A 22,719-nucleotide genomic window follows, 5' to 3' on the forward strand; every position below is an offset into this window, starting at 1 on the left:
CCCCCGTCCCCCGGCCCGACGATCCCGTCACGGCACTCAACGACCACCACCAGCAAAGGTCACCCATTCGACCAAAGAAACTCTGTTCGCCTTGTTCGCCTCTAGAACGCCCCAGGACACACACCACGCAAGCGAGCCGCCAGCACATGCACGACCAGACCCAGCCCGCCCGGCCCGCCCAGCACTCACTCTCACTCACCAAGACTCACTACTGCTCAGCACACCGGCAGCAGTTCCCAACCCCTTCGGTGGCGTCAAGATCACTGACATCAACACCAAGATCGCGATCGTGAAGGAGTCCTCGAGCGGCTCGACGATCACGCTCAAGGTCTCGGAGGCCATGAAGTAGCACGCGTTTTGGCAGGTCAGAGCATGATCGGCCGTTGCCCCTCTGGCGGGTGGCGGCCGATCGTGTTTAGGTGCCTCCTGTGAGTCCGTTATTGACACGACTTCTTACGGGGGTATGGGCGGTATGGCCGCAGGAGGCTTTTGCAAGCTGCCGGACGGAAGCGTGGTCGTCGCACTGACGCTGCCGAACCCCGCCGCGTGCGCGGACGGTCGATACGTCCGGGTGGTCGTGCAGGCGGGCAACCGTGCCCGCGCCCTGACGCGGCTGCGCAACCTCGGCCTGCGCGCGGTCTACCTCCGCGGGAACCTCGCTCCGCCTACGCCGGATGAGATAACGGCGGTCCTGCACCACCCCGAGAACCTGGTGTGGCGCACGGCTCCGGACGACGTCAGGGAGCTCTACCACCCGATAAAGGCGCTCTTCCGCGGCCCGGTGGCCCAGAGGTCGTGAGCGAGGCGCGGGCGGACTCGAGCGAGGTGCCGGCCGGCTACACGACGGGCTTGCCCGTCAGCTCCACTCCCGCCTCGCGCATCTCCTCGAGCGCGTGCTCGGTCGTCTCCTCCGAGACCCCGGCGGTGAGGTCCAGCAGGACCTGGGTGCGGAACCCCTCGCGGGCCGCGTCCAGCGCGGTCGCGCGCACACAGTGGTCCGTGGCTATGCCCACCACGTCCACCTCGGTGATCTGGCGGGCCCTCAGCCACTCGGCCAGCGGCGTCCCGTTCTCGTCGACGCCCTCGAAGCCGCTGTACGCTGCCGCGTACGCGCCCTTGTCGAAGACCGCGTCGATCGCTCCGGAGGCGACAGCCGGGGCGAAGTTGGGGTGGAAGCCGACGCCCTCCGTGCCCGCCACGCAGTGCGCGGGCCACGAGTGGCGGAAGTCCGGCCGGTCCGAGAAGTGGTCACCGGGGGCGATGTGGTGGTCGCGGGTGGCGACGACATGGCGATAGCCGGCGGGGGCCTGGCCGATCAGCTCGGTGATGGCGGCAGCGACATCGGCACCCCCTGCGACCGCGAGGCTGCCGCCCTCGCAGAAGTCGTTCTGCACGTCTACGACGATCAAGGCGCGGCGCATGGTGGCTGTCCTTCGGCTGGCTGTGACGTCCCGAGGAGGGCTCCCCGGGCCCCCGCTGCGGGGGTCTCGGATGGGCTGCGGCTCGGCCTGTGGAACCGAGCCTAGAGACTTCAAATGCGTTGCGGGAGGGGGTCCTTGCCCGCCTGTGGATTCGAATGTGCGCTGTCGTTGCATTCCCGCTCACCCGGCGTTCATGCGCGGGCGATCCCACGCGCGCCGTTTCGCACCGGCAGCACCAGAGGGATCACAGACGCTGTCCGGTCCGGGTGGTGCTGGCGGTGTCAGACGTAGTCGGCCGGGATCACGGTGTCGGCGGTGTCAGACGTACTCGGTCGGGATCACCGGCTCGCCCCGGGACAGCTGGGTCGCCGACAGGGGCAGCCGGTCGCGGGCCTCGACGTGCCTGTCGCGGACCACGTCGAGCGGCTCGCGGGCGACAACCGCGCCGCCCTTGACCAGCTCGACCAGCAGCTGCCGGTCCTGGAGTCCGGCCGGGACCGGGCCGGTACCGATCACCTCCGCCTCGGCCACTCCCTCCTCGTCGAGCCGCCGCGCGGCCCACTTGCGGCCGCCGATCGACGTCTTGCCGCCCGTCGCCTTCTTCGCGACGGGGATGAGCGGAGCCGCCGGGTCGGTGCTCTCGGCGCGCGCCACCAGCTTGTAGACCATCGAGCACGTGGGGTGCCCGGAGCCGGTCACCAGCTGGGTGCCCACGCCGTACGCGTCCACAGGGGCGGCCCGCAGCGAGGCGATCGCGTACTCGTCCAGGTCCGACGTCACGACGATCCTCGTCCTCTTGGCGCCCAGCTCGTCCAGCTGCTGGCGCACCCGGTGCGCGACCAGCAGCAGATCCCCGGAGTCGATGCGCACGGCGCCGAGCTCGGGGCCCGCGACCTCGACGGCGGTGCGCACGGCCTCGGCCACGTCGTACGTGTCGACCAGCAGCGTCGTACCGGTGCCGAGGCAGGCCACCTGGGCCTCGAACGCGTCGCGCTCGGTGTCGTGCAGCAGCGTGAAGGCGTGTGCGGACGTGCCGACCGTCGGGATGCCGTAGCGGAAGCCCGCGGCCAGGTCGGAGGTGCTCGTGAAGCCGCCGACGTAGGCGGCCCGCGAGGCGGCGACGGCCGCCAGCTCGTGGGTGCGGCGGGCGCCCATCTCGATCAGCGGGCGGTCGCCGGCCGCCGACGACATGCGCGACGCGGCGGCAGCGATCGCCGAGTCGTGGTTGAGGATCGACAGGATCACGGTCTCCAGCAGCACGCACTCCGCGAAGGAGCCCTCGACCCGCAGGATGGGGGAGCCGGGGAAGTAGACCTCGCCCTCGGGATAGCCCCAGATGTCGCCGGTGAAGCGGTACTCGGAGAGCCACGCGAGCGTGGGCTCGTCCACGACGCCGCGCTCGTGCAGGAAGCCGAGGACGCCCTCGTCGAACCGGAAGTTCTCCACGGCGTCAAGGACCCTGCCCGTGCCCGCCACGACGCCGTAGCGGCGGCCCTCGGGCAGTCTGCGCGTGAAGACCTCGAAGACCGACCGCCGGCCGGCCGTGCCCGCGCGCAGGGCGGCCTGGAGCATCGTCAGCTCGTAGTGGTCCGTGAAGAGCGCCGTGGACGGGACGTCCACCGGCAGGCGCAGGTCCGGGGCGTTCACTGTGGATCTCCTCGAGATGACTCGTGGGCACCCCGGTCGCGTCCGGGGCCCGGGGCTTCTCGCCCCGGAGTTGCGGCATACGAGCGATGCTACCCCCAAATCTCGTCACTCTGACGATTTCCATGGGCTGATTTGCGCCGGACACCGCCGGGGCGTTTGTGCGGTCGCCCACCCCAAGTGGCAGCATGGGCCGTGTGACGGCCCCAGCACCCCTAGAAGTCGAACGCCCAGAGTCCGCGGAGGAGTCCTTCGCCGTACCCGAGCCCGACGTTCCCTGGGTCACGATCGTCCACAACGACCCGGTCAATCTGATGAGCTACGTGACGTACGTCTTCCAGGCCTACTTCGGGTACTCCAAGGACAAGGCCACCAAACTGATGCTCGACGTCCACCACAAGGGCAGGGCGGTGGTGTCCAGCGGGACGCGCGAAGAGATGGAACGCGACGTACAGGCCATGCACGGCTACGGTCTGTGGGCCACCCTCCAGCAGGACCGGAAATAGCAGCTCACCGTCAGGACCGGAAGCGGCGACTCTCCCTCAGGACCGGAAGCAGCGACTCTCCCTTATGCCAGGACACTTCGAACCGATCTCCGGGGGCGGCGCGGCCGTCGCGCTCGACGAGGTCGAGATCTCCATCATCCGGTCGCTGGCGGTCCAGCTTCTGGAGCTGGTCGGACCGGGGCCGGGCGGGGACGCGTCCGACGACCCCCTTGCCGAACTCTTCGCGGAGGGACCGAGCGAGCCGCCCTCCGACCCCGTGCTGCAGCGGCTCTTCCCGGACGCGTACAGCGGGCCCGGCGGCGAGGAGGCCGCGCCCGGCGACGCCGACGAGCTGCGCGCGCACTCTGCCGAGTTCCGCCGCTTCACCGAGAACGACCTCCGGGCGAAGAAGCGTGAGGACGCGCTCGCGGTGATCCGTTCCCTGGACATGCTGACCGTCGCGGGGCATGGCGGCGCCGTGCTCGAGCTGACGCCAGACGAGTCCCGGCAGTGGCTCGGCGCGCTCAACGACCTGCGCCTGGCCATCGGCTCCCGCCTCGACATCGCGGACGAGGAGGACACCGATGTGCTCTACCGGCTGCCGGACGAGGATCCGCGCAAGCCGATGGTGATGGCATATCTGTGGCTCGGCGGACTGCAGGAGACGCTGGTCGACACCCTGATGCCCTGACGTACCGCCGGATCTGCCTCCCGTCTCCCGATATCGGATCTGCCTTCCGTGTCCCTATATGGGGGACTTGCCAAGTCGGGGGGACCTGGAGGGCGTTCGCTCAGCGGACACTCAAATCCGGATAACGATCCTGTCACCAAAGCGGTGGCTTATGGCGGGCCGAGGGCCCTTTTGTCCGCTTCTTCCTATGGCATGTGCCATATCTGCCTCAACCGATCACCCCTGCGGCCGTGATAGATCTTCACGACCACCCGACGGGGCCACCCATGCCCCGGCCGGGGGCGCCCACGCCGGCAGACCGCCGGTCGGCACAGCTCCATCACATCCAGGGGGATCGAGATCCGATCCGAAGCCGGGACGGCTCGGATCGGCATGGAGAAAGGCGCACACCAGCATGACCTCAGCGCAGGTCGATAAGCATCGCGACGGCAATGAGGCCGTGGGCGGCGACGCCCCCGAAGAGGGGTACGAGCGCGGGCTCGGCAGCCGCCAGGTCCAGATGATCGCCATCGGCGGCGCCATCGGCGTCGGACTCTTCCTCGGCGCGGGTGCCAACATCGCCAAGGCGGGCCCCAGCCTCATCCTGATGTACGCCCTCGCGGGCGTGATCATCTTCTTCATCATGCGGGCGCTCGGCGAGCTCCTGCTGTACCGCCCGGTCTCGGGCTCCTTCGCGGAGTACTCCCGCGAGTTCCTCGGCCCGTTCTTCGGCTACTTCACCGGCTGGACGTACTGGCTGATGTGGGTCGTCACCGGCATGGCGGAGCTCACCGCCGCCGCGATCTACGTCAACTACTGGTTCCCGTCGATCCCGCGGTGGGTCACGGCCCTGGTCTTCCTGGTGGTCCTCTTCGCGGCCAACCTGATCTCGGTGAAGCTCTTCGGCGAGATCGAGTTCTGGTTCTCGATGGTCAAGGTCACCGCGCTCATCGGCATGATCGTGATCGGCCTCGGCGTCCTCACCTTCGGCTTCAGCGCCGCCGGCGACACCGCCGCCGTCTCCAACCTCTGGGCCTTCGACGGCTTCTTCCCCAAGGGCATCGGCTCCTCGCTGATGACCCTGCAAGGCGTCATGTTCGCCTACCTCGCCGTCGAGCTCGTCGGTGTCACGGCCGGTGAGTCCGAGAACCCCGAGAAGACGCTCCCCAAGGCGATCAACAGCCTGCCCTGGCGTATCGCGCTGTTCTACGTCGGTGCCCTCACCGTCATCCTCTGCGTCGTGAAGTGGACCGAGTTCGGCCCCGGCGTCAGCCCGTTCGTCGCGGCCTTCGCCAAGATCGGCATCCCGGCCGGCGCCGCCATCGTGAACTTCGTGGTGCTCACCGCGGCCCTGTCGTCCTGCAACTCCGGCATGTACTCCACCGGCCGCATGCTGCGCACCCTGGCCGACAACGGCGAGGCGCCCAAGGCGTTCAACAAGCTGTCCGCCACCAAGACGCCCGCGTTCGGCATCACGGTCTCCGTGCTCTTCATGGGCATCGGCGTGATCCTGAACTACATCGTCCCGGAGAAGGCGTTCGGCTACGTCACCTCGGTGGCCACCGCGGCCGGCATCTGGACCTGGCTGATGATCCTCGTCAGCCACATCCTGTACCGCCGCGCGGTCGACGCCGGGCGCCTGCCCGCGTCCTCCTTCCCCGCCCCTGGTGGTGCGGTGTGCAGCTGGATCGCTGTCCTGTTCCTGCTGTTCGTCACCGGCCTCATCGCGTACGACGCCGACTCCCGGATCTGCCTGTACGTCATGGCCGGCTGGGCCGCCGCGCTGGCCATCGGCTGGTACGTGCTGAAGGCCCGGAACCCGCAGGTCGCGGAGCGCCACGAGCGCTCGCTCGAGAAGGTCGGCTGAGCTCCGGCCCGACGCACAGCGTCCAGGACGCGAGCCGTGTGCAGCATGCGGCATCGTCCAGCATGCGGGCCGCCCGTACCACCCTTCGGTACGGGCGGCCCGCCCGCATATCCTGAGCGGCATGCTCACCATCACCCAGGCCCTTCACGACCAGATCGTCGCGCACGCGCGCCAGGACCACCCCGACGAGGCGTGCGGCGTCGTCGCGGGCCCCGTGGGCTCCGGCCGCCCCGAGCGGTTCATCCCGATGCTGAACGCCGCCCGCTCGCCGACGTTCTACGAGTTCGACTCCGGCGATCTGCTCAAGCTCTACCGCGAGATGGACGACCGCGACGAGGAGCCGGTGGTCATCTACCACTCGCACACGGCCACCGAGGCCTATCCATCGCGCACCGACATCTCGTACGCCAACGAGCCGGGCGCCCACTACGTGCTGGTGTCCACGGCGGACACCGACGACGCCGGGCCCTTCCAGTTCCGCTCCTTCCGCATCCTCGACGGCGAGATCACGGAGGAGGAAGTGAAGATCGTCGAGGCCTACGGCTGAGCGGCTGCGGACCGGAAACCGACGAAAGGGCGCGGCCCTTGGCGGAGCCCGTCCGGCTGGCGAACCGGAATCGTCCAGTACGTGAGATCCCATTCCGGAGACCGGACCGGGAATCGATACGATGACCCCATGGTTATCGACGACGTGAGCGACAAGACGCCGGGCATGCTGCTCGTGGCGCGGCTGCACGTCGACCTGTGCAGGCTGGCCAGCGCCATCTGTCCGCGCTGAGCCGTCCCGCCGTACGGCCGTGAGCCGCGGCGCCCTCGCGTATCACCGCACGTCAGCAGCGCAGCCGCGCGCCCACCGACCAGAATTCTTCCGACAGGAGCCCACTCCATGGCCATCGAGGTCCGCATCCCGACCATCCTCCGCCAGTACACCGACGGTGCGAAGGCCGTCGAGGGCAGCGGGGACACCCTCGCCGCGCTCTTCGCCGACCTCGAGACCCGGCACGCCGGAATCCAGGCCCGGATCGTGGACGGCGGCGAGCTGCGCCGCTTCGTCAACGTCTACCTGAACGACGAGGACGTCCGCTTCCTCGACGGCATCAACACCAAGGTGGCCGACGGCGACAGCGTGACGATCCTGCCGGCCGTGGCCGGCGGTATGGCCTGATCGGCATGCGGTACGACTCCCCCCTCGCAGCCGTCGGCAACACGCCGCTCGTCCGGCTGCCCCGGCTCTCGCCGTCCGAGGACGTCCGGATCTGGGCGAAGCTCGAGGACCGCAACCCGACCGGCTCCGTCAAGGACCGCCCCGCGCTGTTCATGATCGAGCAGGCCGAGAAGGACGGCCGGCTCACGCCCGGCTGCACCATCCTCGAGCCCACCTCCGGCAACACCGGCATCTCGCTCGCCATGGCGGCCCGGCTCAAGGGCTACCGCATGGTGTGCGTCATGCCGGAGAACACCTCGCAGGAGCGCCGCGACCTGCTCGGCATGTGGGGCGCGGAGATCATCCCCAGCCCCGCCGCGGGCGGCTCCAACACCGCCGTACGCATCGCCAAGGAGCTCGCCGGGCAGCACCCGGACTGGGTGATGCTCTACCAGTACGGCAACCCGGACAACGCGGGCGCGCACTACGCGACCACCGGCCCGGAGATCCTCGCCGACCTGCCGTCCGTCACGCACTTCGTGGCGGGCCTCGGCACGACGGGGACGCTCATGGGCGTCGGCCGCTACCTGCGCGAGCACAAGCCGGACGTCAAGATCGTCGCCGCCGAGCCGCGGTACGACGACCTCGTCTACGGGCTGCGGAACCTCGACGAGGGCTTCGTACCCGAGCTGTACGACGCGTCCGTGCTGACCACCCGCTTCTCGGTCGGCTCCGCCGACGCCGTGACCCGCACCCGGGAACTCCTCCAGCAGGAGGGGATCTTCGCGGGCGTCTCCACGGGCGCCGCGCTGCACGCCGCGATCGGCGTGGGGAAGAAGGCGGTCAAGGCGGGCGAGTCCGCGGACATCGTCTTCATCGTCGCCGACGGCGGCTGGAAGTACCTGTCGACCGGCGTCTACACCGCGGCCACGACGGAAGAGGCCATCGAGACGCTGCACGGGCAGCTCTGGGCCTGAGCCGGCTTCGCCGGCTCGGCCCTGGGCCCCAGGCCCCGACGTGCGCGGTTTCCCGCGAACGCCGGGGCCGCGTTGCGTCTGCCCTCATCGCCCTAGGGGCACCTCCCAGGCCCTTGAGGCACTGGGGGAGGAACGACTGCCCACAGACCACGCGCCGCGGAGCGCCTGCCCACGGGCCAGGCGCTACCCCGCGAGATGGCGGACCTGGTCCCACAGGACCGGGTCCGCCACGCCGGCCCGTCGCCGGAACTCCCATACGGCCACGTTCCGCAGTTCGTCCGTCTCCAGGAAGCTCGGGCGGCCCTGCGCATCGCCCACGGATCCCGGTGGCAGCGAGATCACGCCCGGGCGCTCGTCGCGGTACTTGCTGGTGATCTTGGCCACCAGCGCGGTGTCGCCGTGCACCGACAGCACCAGACACGGCCGGTCCTTGCCCCGCCCGGTACCCCGCGTCGCCCCGCCCGGCCTGACCGAGGCGCCACCGGCTCGCTCGTACGGCACGTTCGCCCACCAGATCTCCGCCGGCTTCGGCCTGGGTGCCACGCGCCGCCGCGGCTGCTCCGGCCGCTCACCGGGCCGTCCCGGCGGCCTGGTCCTGCCGCGCCGGCGCCGTACGCGGTACGGCCCCCAGCTGTCGACCAGCGCCGCGACCAGGGCGAGCAGCACCACGGCGGCCAGGGCGAGCCACCAGGACGTGTCCATGTACCGACGGTACCGGCGGGCCCCGTCCGCTGCGCGCCCCGCCTCCCGCGCCCGTAACCGCACAGCCGTCCGATCCGGTGACACAGCAGGTGAGTTCGCCCACAACAGACCGTGACGGAGAAGCGACGGAGCCTTTTGCGCCTTACGCTCGACGCACCGCACGACCCCCGTTTTCTCATCCTGCCAGCGGAGGTTTCTGCTCCATGAAGCTCACCGTCGTCGGCTGCTCGGGGTCGTTCCCGTCCGCGGAATCGGCCTGCTCGAGCTACCTCGTCGAGGCCGACGGCTTCCGGCTGCTCCTCGACATGGGCAACGGCGCCCTGGGCGAGTTGCAGCGCCACTGCGGTCTCTACGACCTCGACGCGATCTTTCTCAGCCATCTGCACGCCGACCACTGCATCGACATGTGCGCCTACTTCGTGGCGCGCTACTACCGGCACGACGGCGGCCGCGCCGCTCCGATCCCCGTCTACGGACCCGAGGGCACGGAGCAGCGACTGACCACCGCGTACGGCGACACGCCCTCCGCGTCGTCGATGAGCGAGGTCTTCGACTTCCACACCGTCAAGCCGGGCACCTTCGAGATCGGCCCCTTCTCCGTGCACACGGAGAGAGTGCGCCATCCCGTCGAGGCGTACGGCATTCGCCTCGAGCACGGCGGTTCCTCGCTGACGTACTCCGGGGACACCGGTGTGTGCGACTCCCTGGTCGAACTCGCCGTGGACACCGATCTCTTCCTGTGCGAGGCCGCCTTCACCCACGGCAAGGAGAACATCCCCCATCTCCACCTCAACGGCCGCGAGGCGGGCCAGACCGCCCAGCGCGCAGGGGTCCGGCGCCTCCTCCTGACCCATATCCCGCCGTGGACGGACCCCGAGGTCAATCTGGCGGACGCCCGCGCGGTGTTCGACGGTCCGGCGGAACTGGCGGTGCCGGCGGCGACGTACGAGATCTGAGGCGCTTCCCACGACTGAGAGGCGCGTCCCACGACCGATACGGCCGAAGGCCCTCGGAACCTCCGGGTTCCGAGGGCCTTCGGCCGCTTGTGCGAGGGACTTCAGACGAGCACCGACCGGCTCACGCCTTGGTGAGGTCCTCGACCTCCTCCTCGGGCTCGCGGCCGGGGGTGGGGAGGTTGAACTTGGTGATCGCGAAGCGGAACACCGTGTAGTAGACGGCGGCGAAGACAAGGCCGATCGGGATGATCAGCCACGGCTTGGTGGCCAGGTTCCAGTTCAGCAGGTAGTCGATGGCGCCCGCGGAGAAGGTGAATCCGGCGTGGACGCCGAGCGCCCATGTCACGGCCAGCGAGATCGCGGTGAGCACCGCGTGGATCGCGTACAGCACCGGCGCGATGAACATGAACGAGAACTCGATCGGCTCGGTGACACCCGTGACGAAGGAGGTCAGGGCGAGGGAGATCATCATGCCCAGGACGGCCTTGCGGCGCTCCGGGCGTGCGGAGTGCGCGATGGCGAGGGCGGCGGCCGGGAGACCGAACATCATGATCGGGAAGAAGCCGGACATGAACATACCGGCGTCCGGGTCGCCCGCGAAGAAGCGGTTCAGGTCGCCGTGGACGACCTCGCCCGCGGCGTTGGTGAAGTCACCGAGCTGGAACCAGGCGACGGTGTTCACGAACTGATGCATACCCACCGGGATCAGCGCACGGTTGATGGCGCCGAAGAGGCCGGCACCGGCGGCGCCGAGACCCGTCATCCACTCGCCGAAGCTGCTGATGCCCTCACCGATGGGCTCCCAGACCAGACCGAAGACGACGCCGACCAGGGTGCCGACGAAGGCCATGATGATCGGGACGAGCCGGCGCCCGTTGAAGAAGCCGAGCCAGTCGACCAGCTTGGTGCGGTGGAACTTCTGCCACAGCACGGCGGCCAGCAGACCCATGACGATGCCGCCGAGGACGCCCGGGTTGTTGTAGGTCGCGGCTATGTCGGCGCCGTCCTGGACCTTCGCCTCGGTGACCGGGAAGGCCTTCAGCACGTTGCTGTAGACGAGGAAGCCGACCAGCGCGGCGAGGGCGGTGGAGCCGTCGGACTTCTTGGCGAAGCCGATGGCGACACCGATGCAGAAGAGCATCGGCAGATTGTCGAAGACGGCGCCACCGGCGGTGGCGAAGACGGAGGCGACCTTGTCCCAGCCGAGCCCGTCGGCGCCGAAGACGTCCGGCTGGCCGAGGCGCAGCAGGATGCCCGCGGCGGGCAGCACGGCGATCGGCAGCTGCAGGCTGCGGCCGATCTTCTGCAGGCCCTGGAACAGACCCGAGCCCCACTTCTTGGCGGGGGCGGCCGTAGCGGTGGCCGTACTCATGCTTCCTCCATGTGCCAGGGTGCTGCCGGGGACATGGGAAGATGGGGTGGGCAGCATCCACGTGGTCTACACCAGTCAGTGGTGTAGACCTGTTTGTAGCACGGTGGGGGCTCGATGGTGAAGGCCGGATAAGGGTGAGATGTCTCCGTAACGGCGCGGCTACGTCTTGGTGATGTGCTCTACGCCTTGGTGATGTCCTCGACCTCTTCCTCGGGCTCGCGGCCCGGGGTCTTCAGATCGAACCGCGTGATGGCGAACCGGAAGATCGCGTAATAGAGGACGGCGAAGCCCGCGCCGATGATGAGCAGCAGCCAGGGCTTGGTGGCCAGGCTCCAGTTGATGACGTAGTCGATCAGACCGGCCGAGAAACTGAACCCGTCCTTCGCGCCCAGCCCCCAGGACACCGCCATCGAAACTCCGGTCAGAAATGCGTGGATCACATACAGCACCGGCGCGATGAACAGGAACGAGTACTCGATCGGCTCGGTGATGCCGGTGACGAACGAGGTCAGCGCGACGGACAGCATCATCCCGCCGACGTCCTTGCGACGATGGGGCTTCGCGCAGTGGTAGATGGCCAGCGCCGCCGCGGGCAGGGCGAACATCATGATCGGAAAGAATCCGGTCTGGAACTGACCGGCTGTCGGATCGCCCGCCAGGAACCGGTTGATGTCGCCGTGCACCACCGTGCCGTCCGGCTTCGTGTACTGACCGAACTGGAACCACACGAAGGTGTTCAGGAACTGGTGCAGCCCGAAGACCAGCAGCGCACGGTTGGCCACGCCGAAGACGCCTGCGCCCCAGGAGCTCAGGTCCGAGAGCCACTCGCCGAAACCGGTCAGCCCGGCGCCGATGGGCGGCCACACCCAGACGCACAGGCTGCCGAAGAGGAGCCCGATGAAGGCCATGATGATCGGGACGAGCCGGCGGCCGTTGAAGAAGCCGAGCCAGTCGACCAGCCTCGTGCGGTGGTACCGCTGCCAGACATACGCGGAGATCAGCCCCATGACGATGCCGCCGAAGACGCCCGGGTTCTGGTACGTGGCCGCCGTGAAGCCCTGGTTCTCGTAGTCCACGCAGCCGCCGCCGACCGCCTGGGTGCCGTCCGGGCAGTCCACCGGGAACGCCTGCAGCACCGCGTAGTAGACGAGGAACCCCGCGACCGCGGCGAGCGCCGTCGACCCGTCCGCCTTCTTCGCCATGCCGATCGCGACGCCCACACAGAACAGCAGTGGCAGCCCCAGCTCGGAGTCGAGCAGGGCGCCGCCCGCGGCCGCGATGACCTTGGCGACGTCCGTCCAGCCCAGCCCCTCGTCCCCGAAGACGTCCGGCTGGCCGAGCCGGTTGAGGATGCCCGCGGCCGGGAGTACGGCGATGGGCAGCTGAAGGCTACGGCCCATCTTCTGCAATCCCTGGAACAGGCTGTTCCATCGGCTGCGCGCCGGGGCTGCCGCGCTCTCGGCACTCATTCGGCGTCCTCCGGGGGCGTGGCGGGGTCGGTCCGGAGCTCCGGACCCGGAATTCCGGACCGGAACGGGCGGGGGTTGGCGGTGGTTGAATAGTGGTGTAGACCAGTGGGGGATGGCGGCCGGTGGCGCGTCGCGCAGGCGCGGCACCGTGTGCGCCATCCTTCGGTACGGGTGGGGTGACCGCTCGCGAAGTTGGGCCAACTGTGGGTTACCGTGACAAAGCGGTCATGGTGGGCCGAGTGGACCAGCGGTAAGTCGAGGCCGCGTCCTTCGCCGTACTGCGCGGGGCCACTCCACCGGCGGCAGCCGCCGCGGGCCCCGGACCCGGCAGGAATCACAGAGGGAGTAAGAAATGGCCACCAAGGCTGAGAAGATCGTTGCCGGGCTCGGCGGCATCGACAACATCGAAGAGGTCGAGGGCTGCATCACCCGCCTGCGGACCGAGGTCGTCGACCCCAGCAAGGTCGACGAGGCCGCCCTGAAAGCCGCCGGAGCGCACGGCGTGGTCAAGATGGGCACGGCGATCCAGGTCGTCATCGGCACCGACGCCGACCCGATCGCAGCCGACATCGAAGACATGATGTGAGCGAAAACACCATCTGAGCCGGTGAGGGCACCCGCTGAGCCGGTGAGGGCACCCGCCCGCCCCTGAGCCACACCGCGCGCGACCGTCCGAGGGCGCCGGCCGAAAGCCCCGTTCCGCACCCGACCGGAACGGGGTCTTCACCATTCGGGCTAGGCTCATCAGCATGTCTCGCATCGACGGCCGTACGCCCGAACAGCTCCGTCCCGTCACCATCGAACGCGGCTGGAGCAAGCACGCCGAGGGCTCGGTCCTCATCTCCTTCGGCGACACCAAGGTCTTCTGCACCGCCTCGGTCACCGAAGGCGTCCCGCGCTGGCGCAAGGGCAGCGGCGAGGGCTGGGTCACCGCCGAGTACTCGATGCTGCCCCGCTCCACCAACACCCGCGGCGACCGCGAGTCCGTCAAGGGCAGGATCGGCGGCCGCACCCACGAGATCAGCCGGCTCATCGGCCGCTCCCTGCGCGCCGTGATCGACTACAAGGCACTCGGCGAGAACACCATCGTCCTCGACTGCGACGTCCTCCAGGCCGACGGCGGCACCCGCACCGCCGCCATCACCGGCGCCTACGTCGCCCTCGCAGACGCCGTCGCCTGGGCGCAGAAGAAGAAGCTCGTCAAGGCCGGCCGCAACCCGCTCACCGGCACCGTCTCCGCCGTCTCCGTCGGCATCGTCGGCGGCGTACCGCTCCTCGACCTCTGCTACGAAGAGGACGTCCGCGCCGAGACCGACATGAACGTCGTCTGCACCGGCGACGGCCGGTTCGTCGAGGTCCAGGGCACTGCCGAAGCCGAGCCCTTCGCCCGCGAGGAGCTCAACTCCCTCCTCGACCTGGCCGTTTCCGGCTGCACGGAACTCACGGCCATCCAGCGCGCCGCGCTCGAACAGCAGCGGTAAGAGCTCGCACCCCGGAAGGGCGACGGTGGCATCGGTGACGGTGCCATCGGTAAAGAGGCAACCAAGAAGGCACCTTCCGGCGTTCATACAGATACGGGCGTACGGGCCACACCGTGCGCCCGTCCGCAACCTCCGGGAGGAACCGCCCACATGGCATCGCGCCGCCGACGTAATCGCACCGCCGTCGCCCTGGCGAGCCTGGCGCTCGCCGCGCCGCTCGCCGCCGGCTGCAGCGCCGTCGACACGGCACTGGACTGCGTGCAGACCGCCGACTCCATAGCCGACAGCGTCACCGACCTCCAGCAGGCCGTCGACAACGCCGCCAACGACCCGACCCAGGCCCAGGAGTCGCTGGACTCCATCGAGAAGAACCTGGACGAGATCGGCGACAAGACCGACAACGCCGACGTCAGCAAGGCCGTCGACGACCTCGGCCAGGCCGTCGCCAACGTCCGCCAGGCCATCGAGAACGGCGACGAGACGCCGGACATCACCCCGGTCACGGACGCGGCGGGCGAACTGACGAAGGTGTGCACGCCGTAGGGCACCGCCTCCGCCGGTACGGACGGGGGCCGGGTGCGGGCCGGAGTCCCGCACCCCTCCGCCCCCGCGATACTGGTGGCATGACCCGCCTGATCCTCGCCACCCGCAACGCCGGAAAGATCACCGAACTCAAGGCGATCCTCGCCGACGCAGGCCTCACCCATGACCTCGTCGGCGCGGACGCCTACCCGGACATCCCCGACGTCAAGGAGACCGGCGTCACCTTCGCCGAGAACGCCCTGCTCAAGGCCCACGCGCTGGCACAGGCCACCGGCCTGCCCGCCGTCGCCGACGACTCGGGCCTCTGCGTCGACGTACTCGGCGGCGCCCCCGGCATCTTCTCCGCCCGCTGGGCGGGACGCCACGGCGACGACCAGGCCAACCTGGAGCTCCTCCTGGCCCAGCTCGCCGACATCTCCGACGAACACCGCGCCGCCCACTTCGCCTGCGCCGCCGCCCTCGCCCTGCCGGACGGCACGGAACGCGTCGTGGAGGGCCGCCTCACGGGCACCCTCCGCCACACCCCCGCCGGCACGAACGGCTTCGGCTACGACCCGATCCTCCAGCCGGACGGCGAGACGCGCACGTGCGCGGAGCTCAGCCCCGAGGAGAAGAACGCGATCAGCCACCGGGGGAAGGCGTTCAGGGCGCTGGTGCCGGTGGTGCGGGAACTGCTGGCCTGAGCAGTGGCACAGATGGACCGCTGAACACGAAGACCCCGCCGGTCGTGCCGGACGGGGTCTTCGCGTACGTGCGGCCGGAGGGACTCGAACCCTCACGGGTGTTACCCCACTGGGACCTAAACCCAGCGTGACTGCCAGTTCCACCACGGCCGCCTGCCGTCCGGTCATGCTACTGGCCGGACGGCCCGGGCCGGACCTCAGATCCCCAGATCCTTGATGATCTTGGCGACGTGGCCCGTGGCCCGCACGTTGTACAGGGCGCGCTCGACCTTGCCCTCCTCGTCCACGATCACCGTGGAGCGGATGACGCCCATGTACGTCTTGCCGTAGTTCTTCTTCTCGCCGTACGCGCCGTAGGCCTCGGTGACCGTCTTCTCGGGGTCGGCCAGGAGGGTGACCTTCAGGTCCTCCTTGTCGCGGAACTTCGCGAGCTTCTCCGGCTTGTCGGGGGAGATGCCGATGACGTCGTAGCCGGCGCCCGCGAGCACCTCGAGGTTGTCCGTGAAGTCGCAGGCCTGCTTGGTGCAGCCCGGGGTGAGGGCGGCCGGGTAGAAGTAGACGATGACCTTGCGGCCCTTGTGGTCGGCGAGGGAGACCTCGGTGCCGTCGGCGTCGGGCAGGGTGAAGGCGGGGGCGGTGTCGCCGGGCTGCAGTCGCTCGCTCATCTTCTTCGGTCTCCTGGCAGTGGGGCGGCAAGGGGGCGGATCCCCGTGGCCGGTTACGGAACGAGGGTAATAGGGGTGCCGTGGGGTGAGGCGGGCCGGAAGCTGACAGACTGTCGCCCACAGACGCAGGTCGACCCGATCCGGCCGGAGAACACCGGAATGCCGGCGGAAGACCAGCGGAAGACCCATCGGATACGACCACGGAGGCAGCGCGGTGTCGGATGCCAGGACCCCTGCGCAGATCGAGGCGGACATCAGGCGCCGGCGTGAGCGGCTGGCCGAGACGCTCGATGAGATCGGGATGCGGGTGCACCCGAAGACGATCGTCGGGGACGCCAAGGCGAAGGTCGTCTCCAGTGTCGACCACACCCTTGGGCGGGCGTTTGTCGGCGTCAACCGGGCCGTGAGCGATGTGCGGGCGCGGCTGGTGTCGGAGGAGGGGGCGCCGCGGCTGGAGCGGATCGTGCCGGTGGCGCTCGTCGTCGTCGGGGTCGTGGGGCTGCTGGCCATGAGCTCGCGCAGGCGGAAGCGCTGACCCCTCCGGGGTGCGGGCGGGTTGGAGACAGGTAGGTTCGGAGCGTGAGCGAGAAGAACCACCACGACAAGTTGCCCATCCGGATGCTGCACGACCGTGTGCTGGTGCGGCAGGACACCAGCGAGGGCGAGCGGCGTTCCGGCGGCGGCATCCTGATCCCCGCGACCGCGGCCGTCGGGCGACGGCTGGCCTGGGCCGAGGTGGTCGCGGTCGGGCAGAACGTGCGGACCGTGGAGCCGGGCGACCGGGTGTTGTACGACCCTGAGGACCGGGCCGAGGTCGAGGTGCGGGGCGTTGCGTACGTCCTGATGCGCGAGCGTGATCTGCACGCCGTGGCCGCGGACCGCTTCGAGGGCTCCGAGGACTCGACCGGGCTCTATCTCTGAGGGCTCGGCAGGGCTTGCCGGGGCTCTATCTCTGAGGGCTCGACCGGGCTCCGTCTCTGGAGGCTCGTCGGGCGCCGTCTCCGGAGGCTCGGCCAGGTTCCGCCTCTGGGGAGGGGGCTCGGCCGGGTTCCGTCTCTGGAGTCCCGTTCTGTTCATGACCTGGCTCTGACTCCGACGTAACGAGCCGCCGGCCCTGTCACCGGTCGGCGGCTCGTCAGCTCTCAGTCCCGCCCCGGAGGTGTGGCTCGGCCCTGCGGGCCGCCCGTGCCGCCGCCGTCCGTCGTGCCGCCCTGTGTGCCACCTGCGGTCGGTGCCTGGGGCCGGATTTCTCCGGTGCCGCCCTGGGGCTGGCGGGGGCTCTGGGGCCGGGCCCCTCCGGTCGGCCCCGGGGTCTGTCCCTGCGGGGCACCCTGCGGCGCGCCCTGGGGCGGTGCCTGGGTGCGGCCCGCGGTCTGCCCCGGCTTCGGCGGCGTGCTGCCTTTCTTCTCGCCCTTCTTGTCGCCCTGTTTGTCTCCTGGCTTCTTGCTCGGCTTGGCCCCCGGCTTCTGGCCCTGCGCGCCCGGAAGGCCACCATTACGCCGGTACTGCTCCTGCGCGGCCCACTCCTCGTGGGGATCGCGATCGTGAGCGTTCGCGGCCAGCTCGAGGTCGAAGTCGTGGACGTCCTTGCCGACCAGCGCGGCCTCCGTGTACTGCGCCCAGACGCGCGCCGGGAAGCCGCCGCCACTGATGCGCTTCTGGCCGAGCGCTCCGTGCAGCGAGGTGTGTTCACCTGTGACCGGATTCTGGCCCATGATGGCCACGACCGTCGCGAGATCAGGTGTGTAACCCGCGAACCATGCCGCGGTGTCGTTCTCCGCGGTGCCCGTCTTGCCGGCGGCGGGGCGCCCGGCCGCCCGGGCGGCACGGCCGGTGCCGTCCTCGACGACGCTCCGCAGCATCCACGTCGTCGTGTCGGCGGACTCGCGGTAGACGGCCTGCCGGATGTGCTGGCGGGGCAGGTCGGTGGACTCGCCCTGCCTGGTGACCTTCTCGACGAGCGTGGCCGCGCTGTACCTGCCGTGGTTGGCGAGGGTCGAGTACGCCTGCGCCATGTCGAGGACGCTGGCGGTGGCCGTGCCCAGCGCGATGGACGGCGCCGCGCTCAGGTCGGGGGTGTTCTGGGGAATGCCGAGGTCGATGGCGGTCGACTTCACCCTGTCGGGGCCGACGTCGGCGGCCATCTGCGCGTAGACGGCGTTGACGGAGTTGTCGGTGGCCTCGCCTACGGTGATCGGGCCGTAGTTGACCTTGTCCTCGTTCTCGGGCGCGTAGGGCCTGCCCCGCCAGCCCTCCACGCGACGCTTGCTGTCGCCGTCGTAGATCGTGTTCGGTGTGATGGTGCGGCCGTCCTGGGTCCTGGACTCGTTCTCGACGGCCGCCGTGAACACGAAGGGCTTGAACGTCGAGCCGACCTGGTAGTCGCGACGCGTCGCGTTGTTGACGTACTGCTGGGTGTAGTCGATGCCGCCGTACATCGCGACGACCTTGCCGGTGTCGGGGTCGACGGACACGCCGCCCACGCGGACGTTGCGGTCCACGGGTCGGGCGTCCTTGTTCACCTGGGACATCACCTGGTCGTCCACGGCGTCGACGAAGGCCTGCTGCTCCTTCTTCTCGATCGTGGTGGTGATCCGGTAGCCGCCGACGGACTCCAGGGCCTCCTCGTCGAGGACCTTGTGGCTGATGAGGTACTCCTTGACGGCCTGCACGATGTAGCCGCGCTGCCCGGACATCCCGGCGGCGGGCTTGGCCTCGCGGGGGACGGGGAAGCGCATGGCGGTGCGCTCGGCGGGGGTGAGCCAGTTCTCCTTGACCATGCCGTCCAGGACGTAGTTCCAGCGGGCGACGGCCCTGGTCATGTTCTGGGGGTTGGCCACGACGTCGTAGGCGCTAGGCGCGTTGAGGAGGGTGGCGAGGTAGGCGCCCTGCCTCGTGTCGAGGTCCTCCACGTCGACGCCGTAGTAGGCCTGGGCGGCGGCCTGGATACCGTAGGCGTTGCGGCCGAAGTAACTTGTGTTCAGATAGCCCTCGAGGATCTGGTCCTTGCTCGCCTCGTTGTCGAGTTTGATCGAGATGAAGAACTCCTTGAACTTCCGGGTGACCGTCTGCTCCTGGCCCAGGTAGTAGTTCTTGACGTACTGCTGGGTGATGGTCGAGCCGGACTGCTTGCCCTTGCCGATGAGGGTGTTCCAGGCGCCGCGGATCATCGCCGCGGGATCGACCGCGGGCTCGGAGTAGAAGTCCCGGTCCTCGGCCGCGAGAACGGCGTGCTGCACGGTCTTGGGGATGCTCGCGAGCGTCACGTTCTCGCGGTTGACCTCGCCGTCGCGGGCGAGCTGGGAGCCGTCGGAGTACAGATAGACGTTGCTCTGCGCGACCGCGGCGGCGTTGGCGGGCGGGATGTGGACGAGCAGGTAGCCGGCGAGGAAGCCGCCGATGCAGAGCAGTGCCAGGCCGAGGAAGCCACCGAGGACCGTGCGCCCGGTGGGGACGGCCCGGCGCCAGCCGGTGCGCTCTGGCTGCTCGGGGCCGTCGGGCTTCGAGGGTCTTGCCGGCCGCTTGCCGGGATGGCGCGTGGCGGCCCCGAGCCGGCCGGAGGCGCCGCCCAGAACCAGGGCCGCGCCGCTGCCTGCGGCGGCCGGGCCCGCGGCGGGGGCCTTGGGCGTTGCCGGCCCGGCGTCGTGCGGCGCCCAGCCTCCCTTGCTCTGCTGCGGCTCGTCGCTCATTTTCTGCCGTACTCCCGTTTCACGTCGTACGCCCCCTTGCATACTCCTTTGCACACTTTCGCATCATGCGTTCCGCGTCGTGGTGTGGCGCGCACCGCGCGCCGTAATCAAGTGGCAGGCACGCGCGTATGCCCGTTAGGCTCTTGCACTTTGGCCCGGAACACCCGGAACGGGCTGGTCGGAGACCGGTCGGCCGCCGGACGGGCACGGCGCTCGGGGGAGGTTCTTCGTGGGGCAGGGGCGGTTGTACGCGGCTGTCGCGGTGAGCGGTTTCCGGCGGCACGCGACGTACCGAGTGGCCACGGCTGCAGGGGTGTTCACCAATACCGTCTTCGGTTTCGTCCTGGCGTACACCTACATCGCGCTCTGGGACGAGCGGCCGGGACTCGGCGGGTACGACCAGGCGCAGGCCCTCACTTATGTGTGGCTGTGTCAGGGGCTGCATGCGACGGTGGCCGCGATGGGCCGCGGCATGGAGGTGGAGCTGATCGGGCGGATCCGTACGGGCGACATCGCCGTCGATCTGTACCGGCCGGCCGATCTGCAGACGTGGTGGCTGGCGGGCGATGTGGGGCGGGCCGTGTTCCATCTGCTCGGCCGGGGCTTCGTGCCGATGGCGTTCGGTGCGCTCCTGTTCGACCTGGCGGTTCCGTCGGATCCGCTGACGTGGCTGGCCTTCCTGGTCGCCGTCGCGCTCGGAGTGGTCGTCAGTTTCGCGATCCGCTACCTGGTGGCGCTGTCCGCGTTCTGGCTGATGGACGGCGCGGGAGCGGCACAGATGTCGGCGCTGGCCGGGATCTTCTTCTCGGGGCTGCTGCTGCCGCTGAACGTCTTTCCGGGCGCGCTCGGCGAGATCGCGCGTGCTCTTCCGTGGTCGGCGCTGCTGCAGATGCCCGCCGACGTCTTCCTGGGCGAGCGCACGGGCGTCGGCCTGCTGGAGACGTACGCGTTCCAGGGGGCCTGGGCGGTGGCGCTGCTGGCGGCCGGGCGTCTGGTGCAGTCGGCGGCGACGAGGCGAGTGGTGGTGCAGGGTGGGTGAGGTTGCTGCCGGGGCGGACGAGCGGCGTACGGACGGCGTGGGTCCGGTGACGGACGGAATCCGCGGCCAGGCCGGTTCGCGGCTCATGGACGGGCTGCGCGCCTACCGCATGATCGCCGCGATGTGGATCCGCTCCACGATGGCGTACCGCGCGTCGTTCGCGATGACCGTGGTCACGGACTTCGCAGTGACCGCGCTGGACTTCGCCGCGATCCTGTTGATGTTCTCGCAGGTCGACGTGCTCGGCGGCTATACGCTGCCCGAGGTCGCCCTCCTCTACGGCACGGCGGGCATCTCGCTCGGCCTTGCCGACCTGGCACTGGGGTCGATCGAGCAACTGGGGCTGCGGGTGCGGGACGGCACGCTGGACACGCTGCTGGTGCGTCCGGCGCCGGTGCTCGCGCAGATCGCCGCGGACCGCTTCGCGCTGCGCCGCCTCGGCCGGCTCACGCAGGGGCTGCTGGTCCTCGGGTACGCGCTGGTCGTCCTCGACATCGCCTGGACGCCGCTGAAGGTGCTGCTGATTCCGCTGATGGTGCTGAGCGGGGCCGCCATCTTCGCGGCAGTGTTCGTGGCAGGCGCGGCCTTCCAGTTCTTCGCGCAGGACGCCGCCGAGGTCCAGAGCTCCTTCACCTATGGCGGAAACACGCTCCTGCGGTACCCGCCGACTGTCTTCTCCAAGGACCTGGTGCGCGGTGTCACCTTCGTCATGCCGCTGGCCTTCGTCAACTGGCTGCCCGCGCTGTACGTGCTGGGGCGGCCCTATCCGCTGGATCTGCCGCAGTGGCTGGCGTTCGCGTCGCCGCTGGTGGCCGCCGTGTGCTGCGCGCTGGCCGGGGCGGCATGGCGCGTGGGACTTCGTTCGTACCGGAGCACGGGGAGTTGAGCCGTGAACGACAGCAGTGACGTGAGAGACGAGGAGTTCATCCGCCTCGACGGTGTCGAGAAGGTCTTCGACGTACGCCGCAGAACCGGCTTCCTGCGTCGCGAGAAGCACCAGGTGCGCGCCGTCGACTCGATCTCCTTCAGGGTGGCGCGCGGTGAGATGGTCGGCTATATCGGGCCGAACGGCGCCGGGAAGTCGACGACGATCAAGATGCTGACCGGGATCCTCACGCCCAGCGGCGGCCGGCTGCGCGTCGCGGGCATCGACCCCTCGCGGGAGCGCACGAGGCTGGCGCAGCGGATCGGCGTCGTGTTCGGGCAGCGCACCACGTTGTGGTGGGACCTGCCGCTCATCGACTCGTACCGGCTGATGCACCGCATGTACCGCATCCCCGACGCCCGATACCGCGCCAACCTCGACCGCTGCATCGAACTCCTCGACATGAGCGAGCTGTTGGAGGTCCCCGTACGGCAGCTGTCTCTCGGGCAGCGCATGCGCGGCGACATCGCGGCCGCCCTGCTCCACGACCCGGACGTGCTCTACCTCGACGAGCCGACCATCGGTCTCGACGTGGTCAGCAAGGCGAAAGTACGGGAGTTCCTGCGCGAGTTGAACGCCGAGCGGGGCACGACCGTGCTGCTCACCACCCACGATCTGACCGACATCGAGCAGCTGTGCCGGCGCGTGATGGTCATCGACCACGGGCGGCTGATGTACGACGGTGCGCTGTCCGGGCTGCACGAGGTGGGGGAGAGCGAGCGGACGCTGGTGGTCGATCTGGAGCGCGAGCTGCCGCCGATCGACCTCGGCCCGTCGGCGCGCGTGGTGAGGGTCGAAGGGCCGCGCCAGTGGCTGGCGTTCCCCGCATCCGAGTCTGCGGCTCCGCTCGTGGCGCGGGTCGCGGCGGACTATCCGCTGGTGGATCTGTCCGTGCGGGAGCCCGACATCGAGGCCGTCATCGCAAACATGTACGCAAGTGGCGGCGACCTCCTGCAACCGCAGGCCGGGAACTCGTAGGCTGATCTG

At 69.5% G+C, this 22,719-nt stretch carries 25 protein-coding genes and 1 tRNA gene; 18 read left to right on the forward strand and 8 right to left on the reverse strand.

Annotated features, from left to right (window positions below):
- The first annotated feature begins 472 nt into the window (after positions 1-472).
- On the forward strand, positions 473-799 hold the full coding sequence (locus tag H1D24_RS28755; protein WP_181660629.1) for a hypothetical protein: 327 nt from the start codon (positions 473-475) through the stop codon (positions 797-799).
- A 37-nt stretch (positions 800-836) separates the two neighbouring features.
- On the opposite strand, the gene H1D24_RS28760 is transcribed toward H1D24_RS28755, so the two are convergent.
- Both H1D24_RS28760 and H1D24_RS28765 read right to left on the reverse strand, forming a co-directional pair.
- Positions 837-1,421, reverse strand: a complete 585-nt coding sequence (locus H1D24_RS28760; RefSeq protein WP_181660630.1) for a nicotinamidase — start codon at positions 1,419-1,421, stop codon at positions 837-839.
- Between the two features lie 318 nt (positions 1,422-1,739).
- Positions 1,740-3,068, reverse strand: coding sequence for a nicotinate phosphoribosyltransferase (locus tag H1D24_RS28765; protein WP_181660631.1), 1,329 nt, complete (start codon positions 3,066-3,068; stop codon positions 1,740-1,742).
- A gap of 185 nt (positions 3,069-3,253) precedes the next feature.
- On the opposite strand from H1D24_RS28765, the gene clpS reads away from it, so the two are divergent.
- The 7 genes from clpS (at position 3,254) to H1D24_RS28795 (ending at position 8,208) form a co-directional block, all read left to right on the forward strand.
- The gene (gene clpS, locus H1D24_RS28770; protein ID WP_181660632.1) at positions 3,254-3,571 is read left to right on the forward strand and encodes an ATP-dependent Clp protease adapter ClpS; all 318 of its coding nucleotides are present in this window, start codon (positions 3,254-3,256) and stop codon (positions 3,569-3,571) included.
- A 64-nt stretch (positions 3,572-3,635) separates the two neighbouring features.
- Entirely contained in the window at positions 3,636-4,241 is a 606-nt protein-coding gene (locus tag H1D24_RS28775) for a DUF2017 domain-containing protein (RefSeq protein ID WP_181660633.1), read from the forward strand.
- A gap of 394 nt (positions 4,242-4,635) precedes the next feature.
- Positions 4,636-6,087, forward strand: a complete 1,452-nt coding sequence (locus tag H1D24_RS28780; protein WP_181660634.1) for an amino acid permease — start codon at positions 4,636-4,638, stop codon at positions 6,085-6,087.
- A gap of 121 nt (positions 6,088-6,208) precedes the next feature.
- Positions 6,209-6,634 carry a M67 family metallopeptidase gene (locus H1D24_RS28785; protein ID WP_181660635.1) on the forward strand — a complete coding sequence of 142 codons (426 nt, stop codon included), beginning with the start codon at positions 6,209-6,211 and terminating at the stop codon, positions 6,632-6,634.
- A gap of 129 nt (positions 6,635-6,763) precedes the next feature.
- Positions 6,764-6,865 (forward strand): putative leader peptide, encoded by a 102-nt coding sequence (locus H1D24_RS43685; protein ID WP_309484478.1) that lies wholly within the window; start codon positions 6,764-6,766, stop codon positions 6,863-6,865.
- Positions 6,866-6,973: 108 nt separating this feature from the next.
- A complete protein-coding gene (locus H1D24_RS28790; RefSeq protein WP_181660636.1) occupies positions 6,974-7,252 on the forward strand; it encodes a MoaD/ThiS family protein in 279 nt (92 codons plus the stop codon).
- A gap of 5 nt (positions 7,253-7,257) precedes the next feature.
- The gene (locus tag H1D24_RS28795) at positions 7,258-8,208 is read left to right on the forward strand and encodes a PLP-dependent cysteine synthase family protein (RefSeq protein ID WP_181660638.1); all 951 of its coding nucleotides are present in this window, start codon (positions 7,258-7,260) and stop codon (positions 8,206-8,208) included.
- Positions 8,209-8,391: 183 nt separating this feature from the next.
- Here the strand turns inward: H1D24_RS28795 and H1D24_RS28800 are convergent, their stop codons facing one another.
- Positions 8,392-8,910 carry a type II toxin-antitoxin system PemK/MazF family toxin gene (locus tag H1D24_RS28800; RefSeq protein ID WP_181660639.1) on the reverse strand — a complete coding sequence of 173 codons (519 nt, stop codon included), beginning with the start codon at positions 8,908-8,910 and terminating at the stop codon, positions 8,392-8,394.
- A gap of 203 nt (positions 8,911-9,113) precedes the next feature.
- Here H1D24_RS28800 and H1D24_RS28805 point away from each other — a divergent pair, with 203 nt between their 5' ends.
- Positions 9,114-9,866 carry an MBL fold metallo-hydrolase gene (locus tag H1D24_RS28805; RefSeq protein WP_181660641.1) on the forward strand — a complete coding sequence of 251 codons (753 nt, stop codon included), beginning with the start codon at positions 9,114-9,116 and terminating at the stop codon, positions 9,864-9,866.
- 121 nt (positions 9,867-9,987) lie between these two features.
- On the opposite strand, the gene H1D24_RS28810 is transcribed toward H1D24_RS28805, so the two are convergent.
- The gene (locus H1D24_RS28810; protein ID WP_181660642.1) at positions 9,988-11,238 is read right to left on the reverse strand and encodes a PTS transporter subunit EIIC; all 1,251 of its coding nucleotides are present in this window, start codon (positions 11,236-11,238) and stop codon (positions 9,988-9,990) included.
- 179 nt (positions 11,239-11,417) lie between these two features.
- Positions 11,418-12,707, reverse strand: a complete 1,290-nt coding sequence (locus H1D24_RS28815) for a PTS transporter subunit EIIC (protein WP_181660643.1) — start codon at positions 12,705-12,707, stop codon at positions 11,418-11,420.
- 352 nt (positions 12,708-13,059) lie between these two features.
- Here H1D24_RS28815 and H1D24_RS28820 point away from each other — a divergent pair, with 352 nt between their 5' ends.
- The 4 genes from H1D24_RS28820 (at position 13,060) to rdgB (ending at position 15,414) form a co-directional block, all read left to right on the forward strand.
- The gene (locus H1D24_RS28820) at positions 13,060-13,293 is read left to right on the forward strand and encodes a PTS sugar transporter subunit IIB (protein WP_030569190.1); all 234 of its coding nucleotides are present in this window, start codon (positions 13,060-13,062) and stop codon (positions 13,291-13,293) included.
- A gap of 163 nt (positions 13,294-13,456) precedes the next feature.
- Positions 13,457-14,188: a ribonuclease PH gene (gene rph, locus H1D24_RS28825; RefSeq protein ID WP_181660644.1), complete on the forward strand. Its 732-nt coding sequence runs from the start codon at positions 13,457-13,459 to the stop codon at positions 14,186-14,188.
- 150 nt (positions 14,189-14,338) lie between these two features.
- Positions 14,339-14,731, forward strand: coding sequence for a hypothetical protein (locus H1D24_RS28830; RefSeq protein ID WP_181660645.1), 393 nt, complete (start codon positions 14,339-14,341; stop codon positions 14,729-14,731).
- A gap of 80 nt (positions 14,732-14,811) precedes the next feature.
- Positions 14,812-15,414: an RdgB/HAM1 family non-canonical purine NTP pyrophosphatase gene (rdgB, locus tag H1D24_RS28835; protein WP_181660646.1), complete on the forward strand. Its 603-nt coding sequence runs from the start codon at positions 14,812-14,814 to the stop codon at positions 15,412-15,414.
- Between the two features lie 69 nt (positions 15,415-15,483).
- Here rdgB and H1D24_RS28840 read toward each other — a convergent pair.
- Together H1D24_RS28840 and bcp are read right to left on the reverse strand one after the other, a co-directional pair.
- Positions 15,484-15,567 (reverse strand) — tRNA-Leu (locus H1D24_RS28840).
- A gap of 44 nt (positions 15,568-15,611) precedes the next feature.
- Positions 15,612-16,079 carry a thioredoxin-dependent thiol peroxidase gene (gene bcp / locus H1D24_RS28845; RefSeq protein WP_181660648.1) on the reverse strand — a complete coding sequence of 156 codons (468 nt, stop codon included), beginning with the start codon at positions 16,077-16,079 and terminating at the stop codon, positions 15,612-15,614.
- 214 nt (positions 16,080-16,293) lie between these two features.
- Here bcp and H1D24_RS28850 point away from each other — a divergent pair, with 214 nt between their 5' ends.
- Both H1D24_RS28850 and H1D24_RS28855 read left to right on the forward strand, forming a co-directional pair.
- On the forward strand, positions 16,294-16,614 hold the full coding sequence (locus H1D24_RS28850; RefSeq protein WP_181660650.1) for a DUF3618 domain-containing protein: 321 nt from the start codon (positions 16,294-16,296) through the stop codon (positions 16,612-16,614).
- An 83-nt stretch (positions 16,615-16,697) separates the two neighbouring features.
- A complete protein-coding gene (locus H1D24_RS28855; RefSeq protein ID WP_125517739.1) occupies positions 16,698-17,000 on the forward strand; it encodes a GroES family chaperonin in 303 nt (100 codons plus the stop codon).
- Between the two features lie 221 nt (positions 17,001-17,221).
- On the opposite strand, the gene H1D24_RS28860 is transcribed toward H1D24_RS28855, so the two are convergent.
- A complete protein-coding gene (locus H1D24_RS28860) occupies positions 17,222-19,768 on the reverse strand; it encodes a transglycosylase domain-containing protein (protein ID WP_181660651.1) in 2,547 nt (848 codons plus the stop codon).
- A 229-nt stretch (positions 19,769-19,997) separates the two neighbouring features.
- Here H1D24_RS28860 and H1D24_RS28865 point away from each other — a divergent pair, with 229 nt between their 5' ends.
- From H1D24_RS28865 to H1D24_RS28875, 3 genes are read left to right on the forward strand one after another with little or no spacing between them, the layout of a single operon-like run.
- Positions 19,998-20,807 carry an ABC transporter permease gene (locus H1D24_RS28865; protein WP_181660652.1) on the forward strand — a complete coding sequence of 270 codons (810 nt, stop codon included), beginning with the start codon at positions 19,998-20,000 and terminating at the stop codon, positions 20,805-20,807.
- 37 nt (positions 20,808-20,844) lie between these two features.
- Positions 20,845-21,693 carry an ABC transporter permease gene (locus H1D24_RS28870; RefSeq protein WP_309484485.1) on the forward strand — a complete coding sequence of 283 codons (849 nt, stop codon included), beginning with the start codon at positions 20,845-20,847 and terminating at the stop codon, positions 21,691-21,693.
- Positions 21,694-21,714: 21 nt separating this feature from the next.
- Positions 21,715-22,710 carry an ABC transporter ATP-binding protein gene (locus tag H1D24_RS28875; RefSeq protein WP_181660741.1) on the forward strand — a complete coding sequence of 332 codons (996 nt, stop codon included), beginning with the start codon at positions 21,715-21,717 and terminating at the stop codon, positions 22,708-22,710.
- Positions 22,711-22,719: the final 9 nt, after the last annotated feature.

It is taken from the genome of Streptomyces himalayensis subsp. himalayensis (assembly GCF_013778455.1).
In the GTDB taxonomy this organism is placed as follows: domain Bacteria; phylum Actinomycetota; class Actinomycetes; order Streptomycetales; family Streptomycetaceae; genus Streptomyces; species Streptomyces himalayensis.

Excerpts from the sequence above, each read along its gene's own strand:
- H1D24_RS28755 (WP_181660629.1), top strand. The coding sequence starts at position 473 with ATGGCCGCAGGAGGCTTTTGCAAGCTGCCGGACGGAAGCGTGGTCGTC.
- H1D24_RS28760 (WP_181660630.1), bottom strand. The coding sequence starts at position 1,421 with ATGCGCCGCGCCTTGATCGTCGTAGACGTGCAGAACGACTTCTGCGAG.
- clpS (WP_181660632.1), top strand. The coding sequence starts at position 3,254 with ATGGGCCGTGTGACGGCCCCAGCACCCCTAGAAGTCGAACGCCCAGAG.
- H1D24_RS28775 (WP_181660633.1), top strand. The coding sequence starts at position 3,636 with ATGCCAGGACACTTCGAACCGATCTCCGGGGGCGGCGCGGCCGTCGCG.
- H1D24_RS28780 (WP_181660634.1), top strand. The coding sequence starts at position 4,636 with ATGACCTCAGCGCAGGTCGATAAGCATCGCGACGGCAATGAGGCCGTG.
- H1D24_RS28785 (WP_181660635.1), top strand. The coding sequence starts at position 6,209 with ATGCTCACCATCACCCAGGCCCTTCACGACCAGATCGTCGCGCACGCG.
- H1D24_RS43685 (WP_309484478.1), top strand. The coding sequence starts at position 6,764 with ATGGTTATCGACGACGTGAGCGACAAGACGCCGGGCATGCTGCTCGTG.
- H1D24_RS28790 (WP_181660636.1), top strand. The coding sequence starts at position 6,974 with ATGGCCATCGAGGTCCGCATCCCGACCATCCTCCGCCAGTACACCGAC.
- H1D24_RS28795 (WP_181660638.1), top strand. The coding sequence starts at position 7,258 with ATGCGGTACGACTCCCCCCTCGCAGCCGTCGGCAACACGCCGCTCGTC.
- H1D24_RS28800 (WP_181660639.1), bottom strand. The coding sequence starts at position 8,910 with ATGGACACGTCCTGGTGGCTCGCCCTGGCCGCCGTGGTGCTGCTCGCC.
- H1D24_RS28805 (WP_181660641.1), top strand. The coding sequence starts at position 9,114 with ATGAAGCTCACCGTCGTCGGCTGCTCGGGGTCGTTCCCGTCCGCGGAA.
- H1D24_RS28810 (WP_181660642.1), bottom strand. The coding sequence starts at position 11,238 with ATGAGTACGGCCACCGCTACGGCCGCCCCCGCCAAGAAGTGGGGCTCG.
- H1D24_RS28815 (WP_181660643.1), bottom strand. The coding sequence starts at position 12,707 with ATGAGTGCCGAGAGCGCGGCAGCCCCGGCGCGCAGCCGATGGAACAGC.
- H1D24_RS28820 (WP_030569190.1), top strand. The coding sequence starts at position 13,060 with ATGGCCACCAAGGCTGAGAAGATCGTTGCCGGGCTCGGCGGCATCGAC.
- rph (WP_181660644.1), top strand. The coding sequence starts at position 13,457 with ATGTCTCGCATCGACGGCCGTACGCCCGAACAGCTCCGTCCCGTCACC.
- H1D24_RS28830 (WP_181660645.1), top strand. The coding sequence starts at position 14,339 with ATGGCATCGCGCCGCCGACGTAATCGCACCGCCGTCGCCCTGGCGAGC.
- rdgB (WP_181660646.1), top strand. The coding sequence starts at position 14,812 with ATGACCCGCCTGATCCTCGCCACCCGCAACGCCGGAAAGATCACCGAA.
- bcp (WP_181660648.1), bottom strand. The coding sequence starts at position 16,079 with ATGAGCGAGCGACTGCAGCCCGGCGACACCGCCCCCGCCTTCACCCTG.
- H1D24_RS28855 (WP_125517739.1), top strand. The coding sequence starts at position 16,698 with ATGCTGCACGACCGTGTGCTGGTGCGGCAGGACACCAGCGAGGGCGAG.
- H1D24_RS28860 (WP_181660651.1), bottom strand. The coding sequence starts at position 19,768 with ATGAGCGACGAGCCGCAGCAGAGCAAGGGAGGCTGGGCGCCGCACGAC.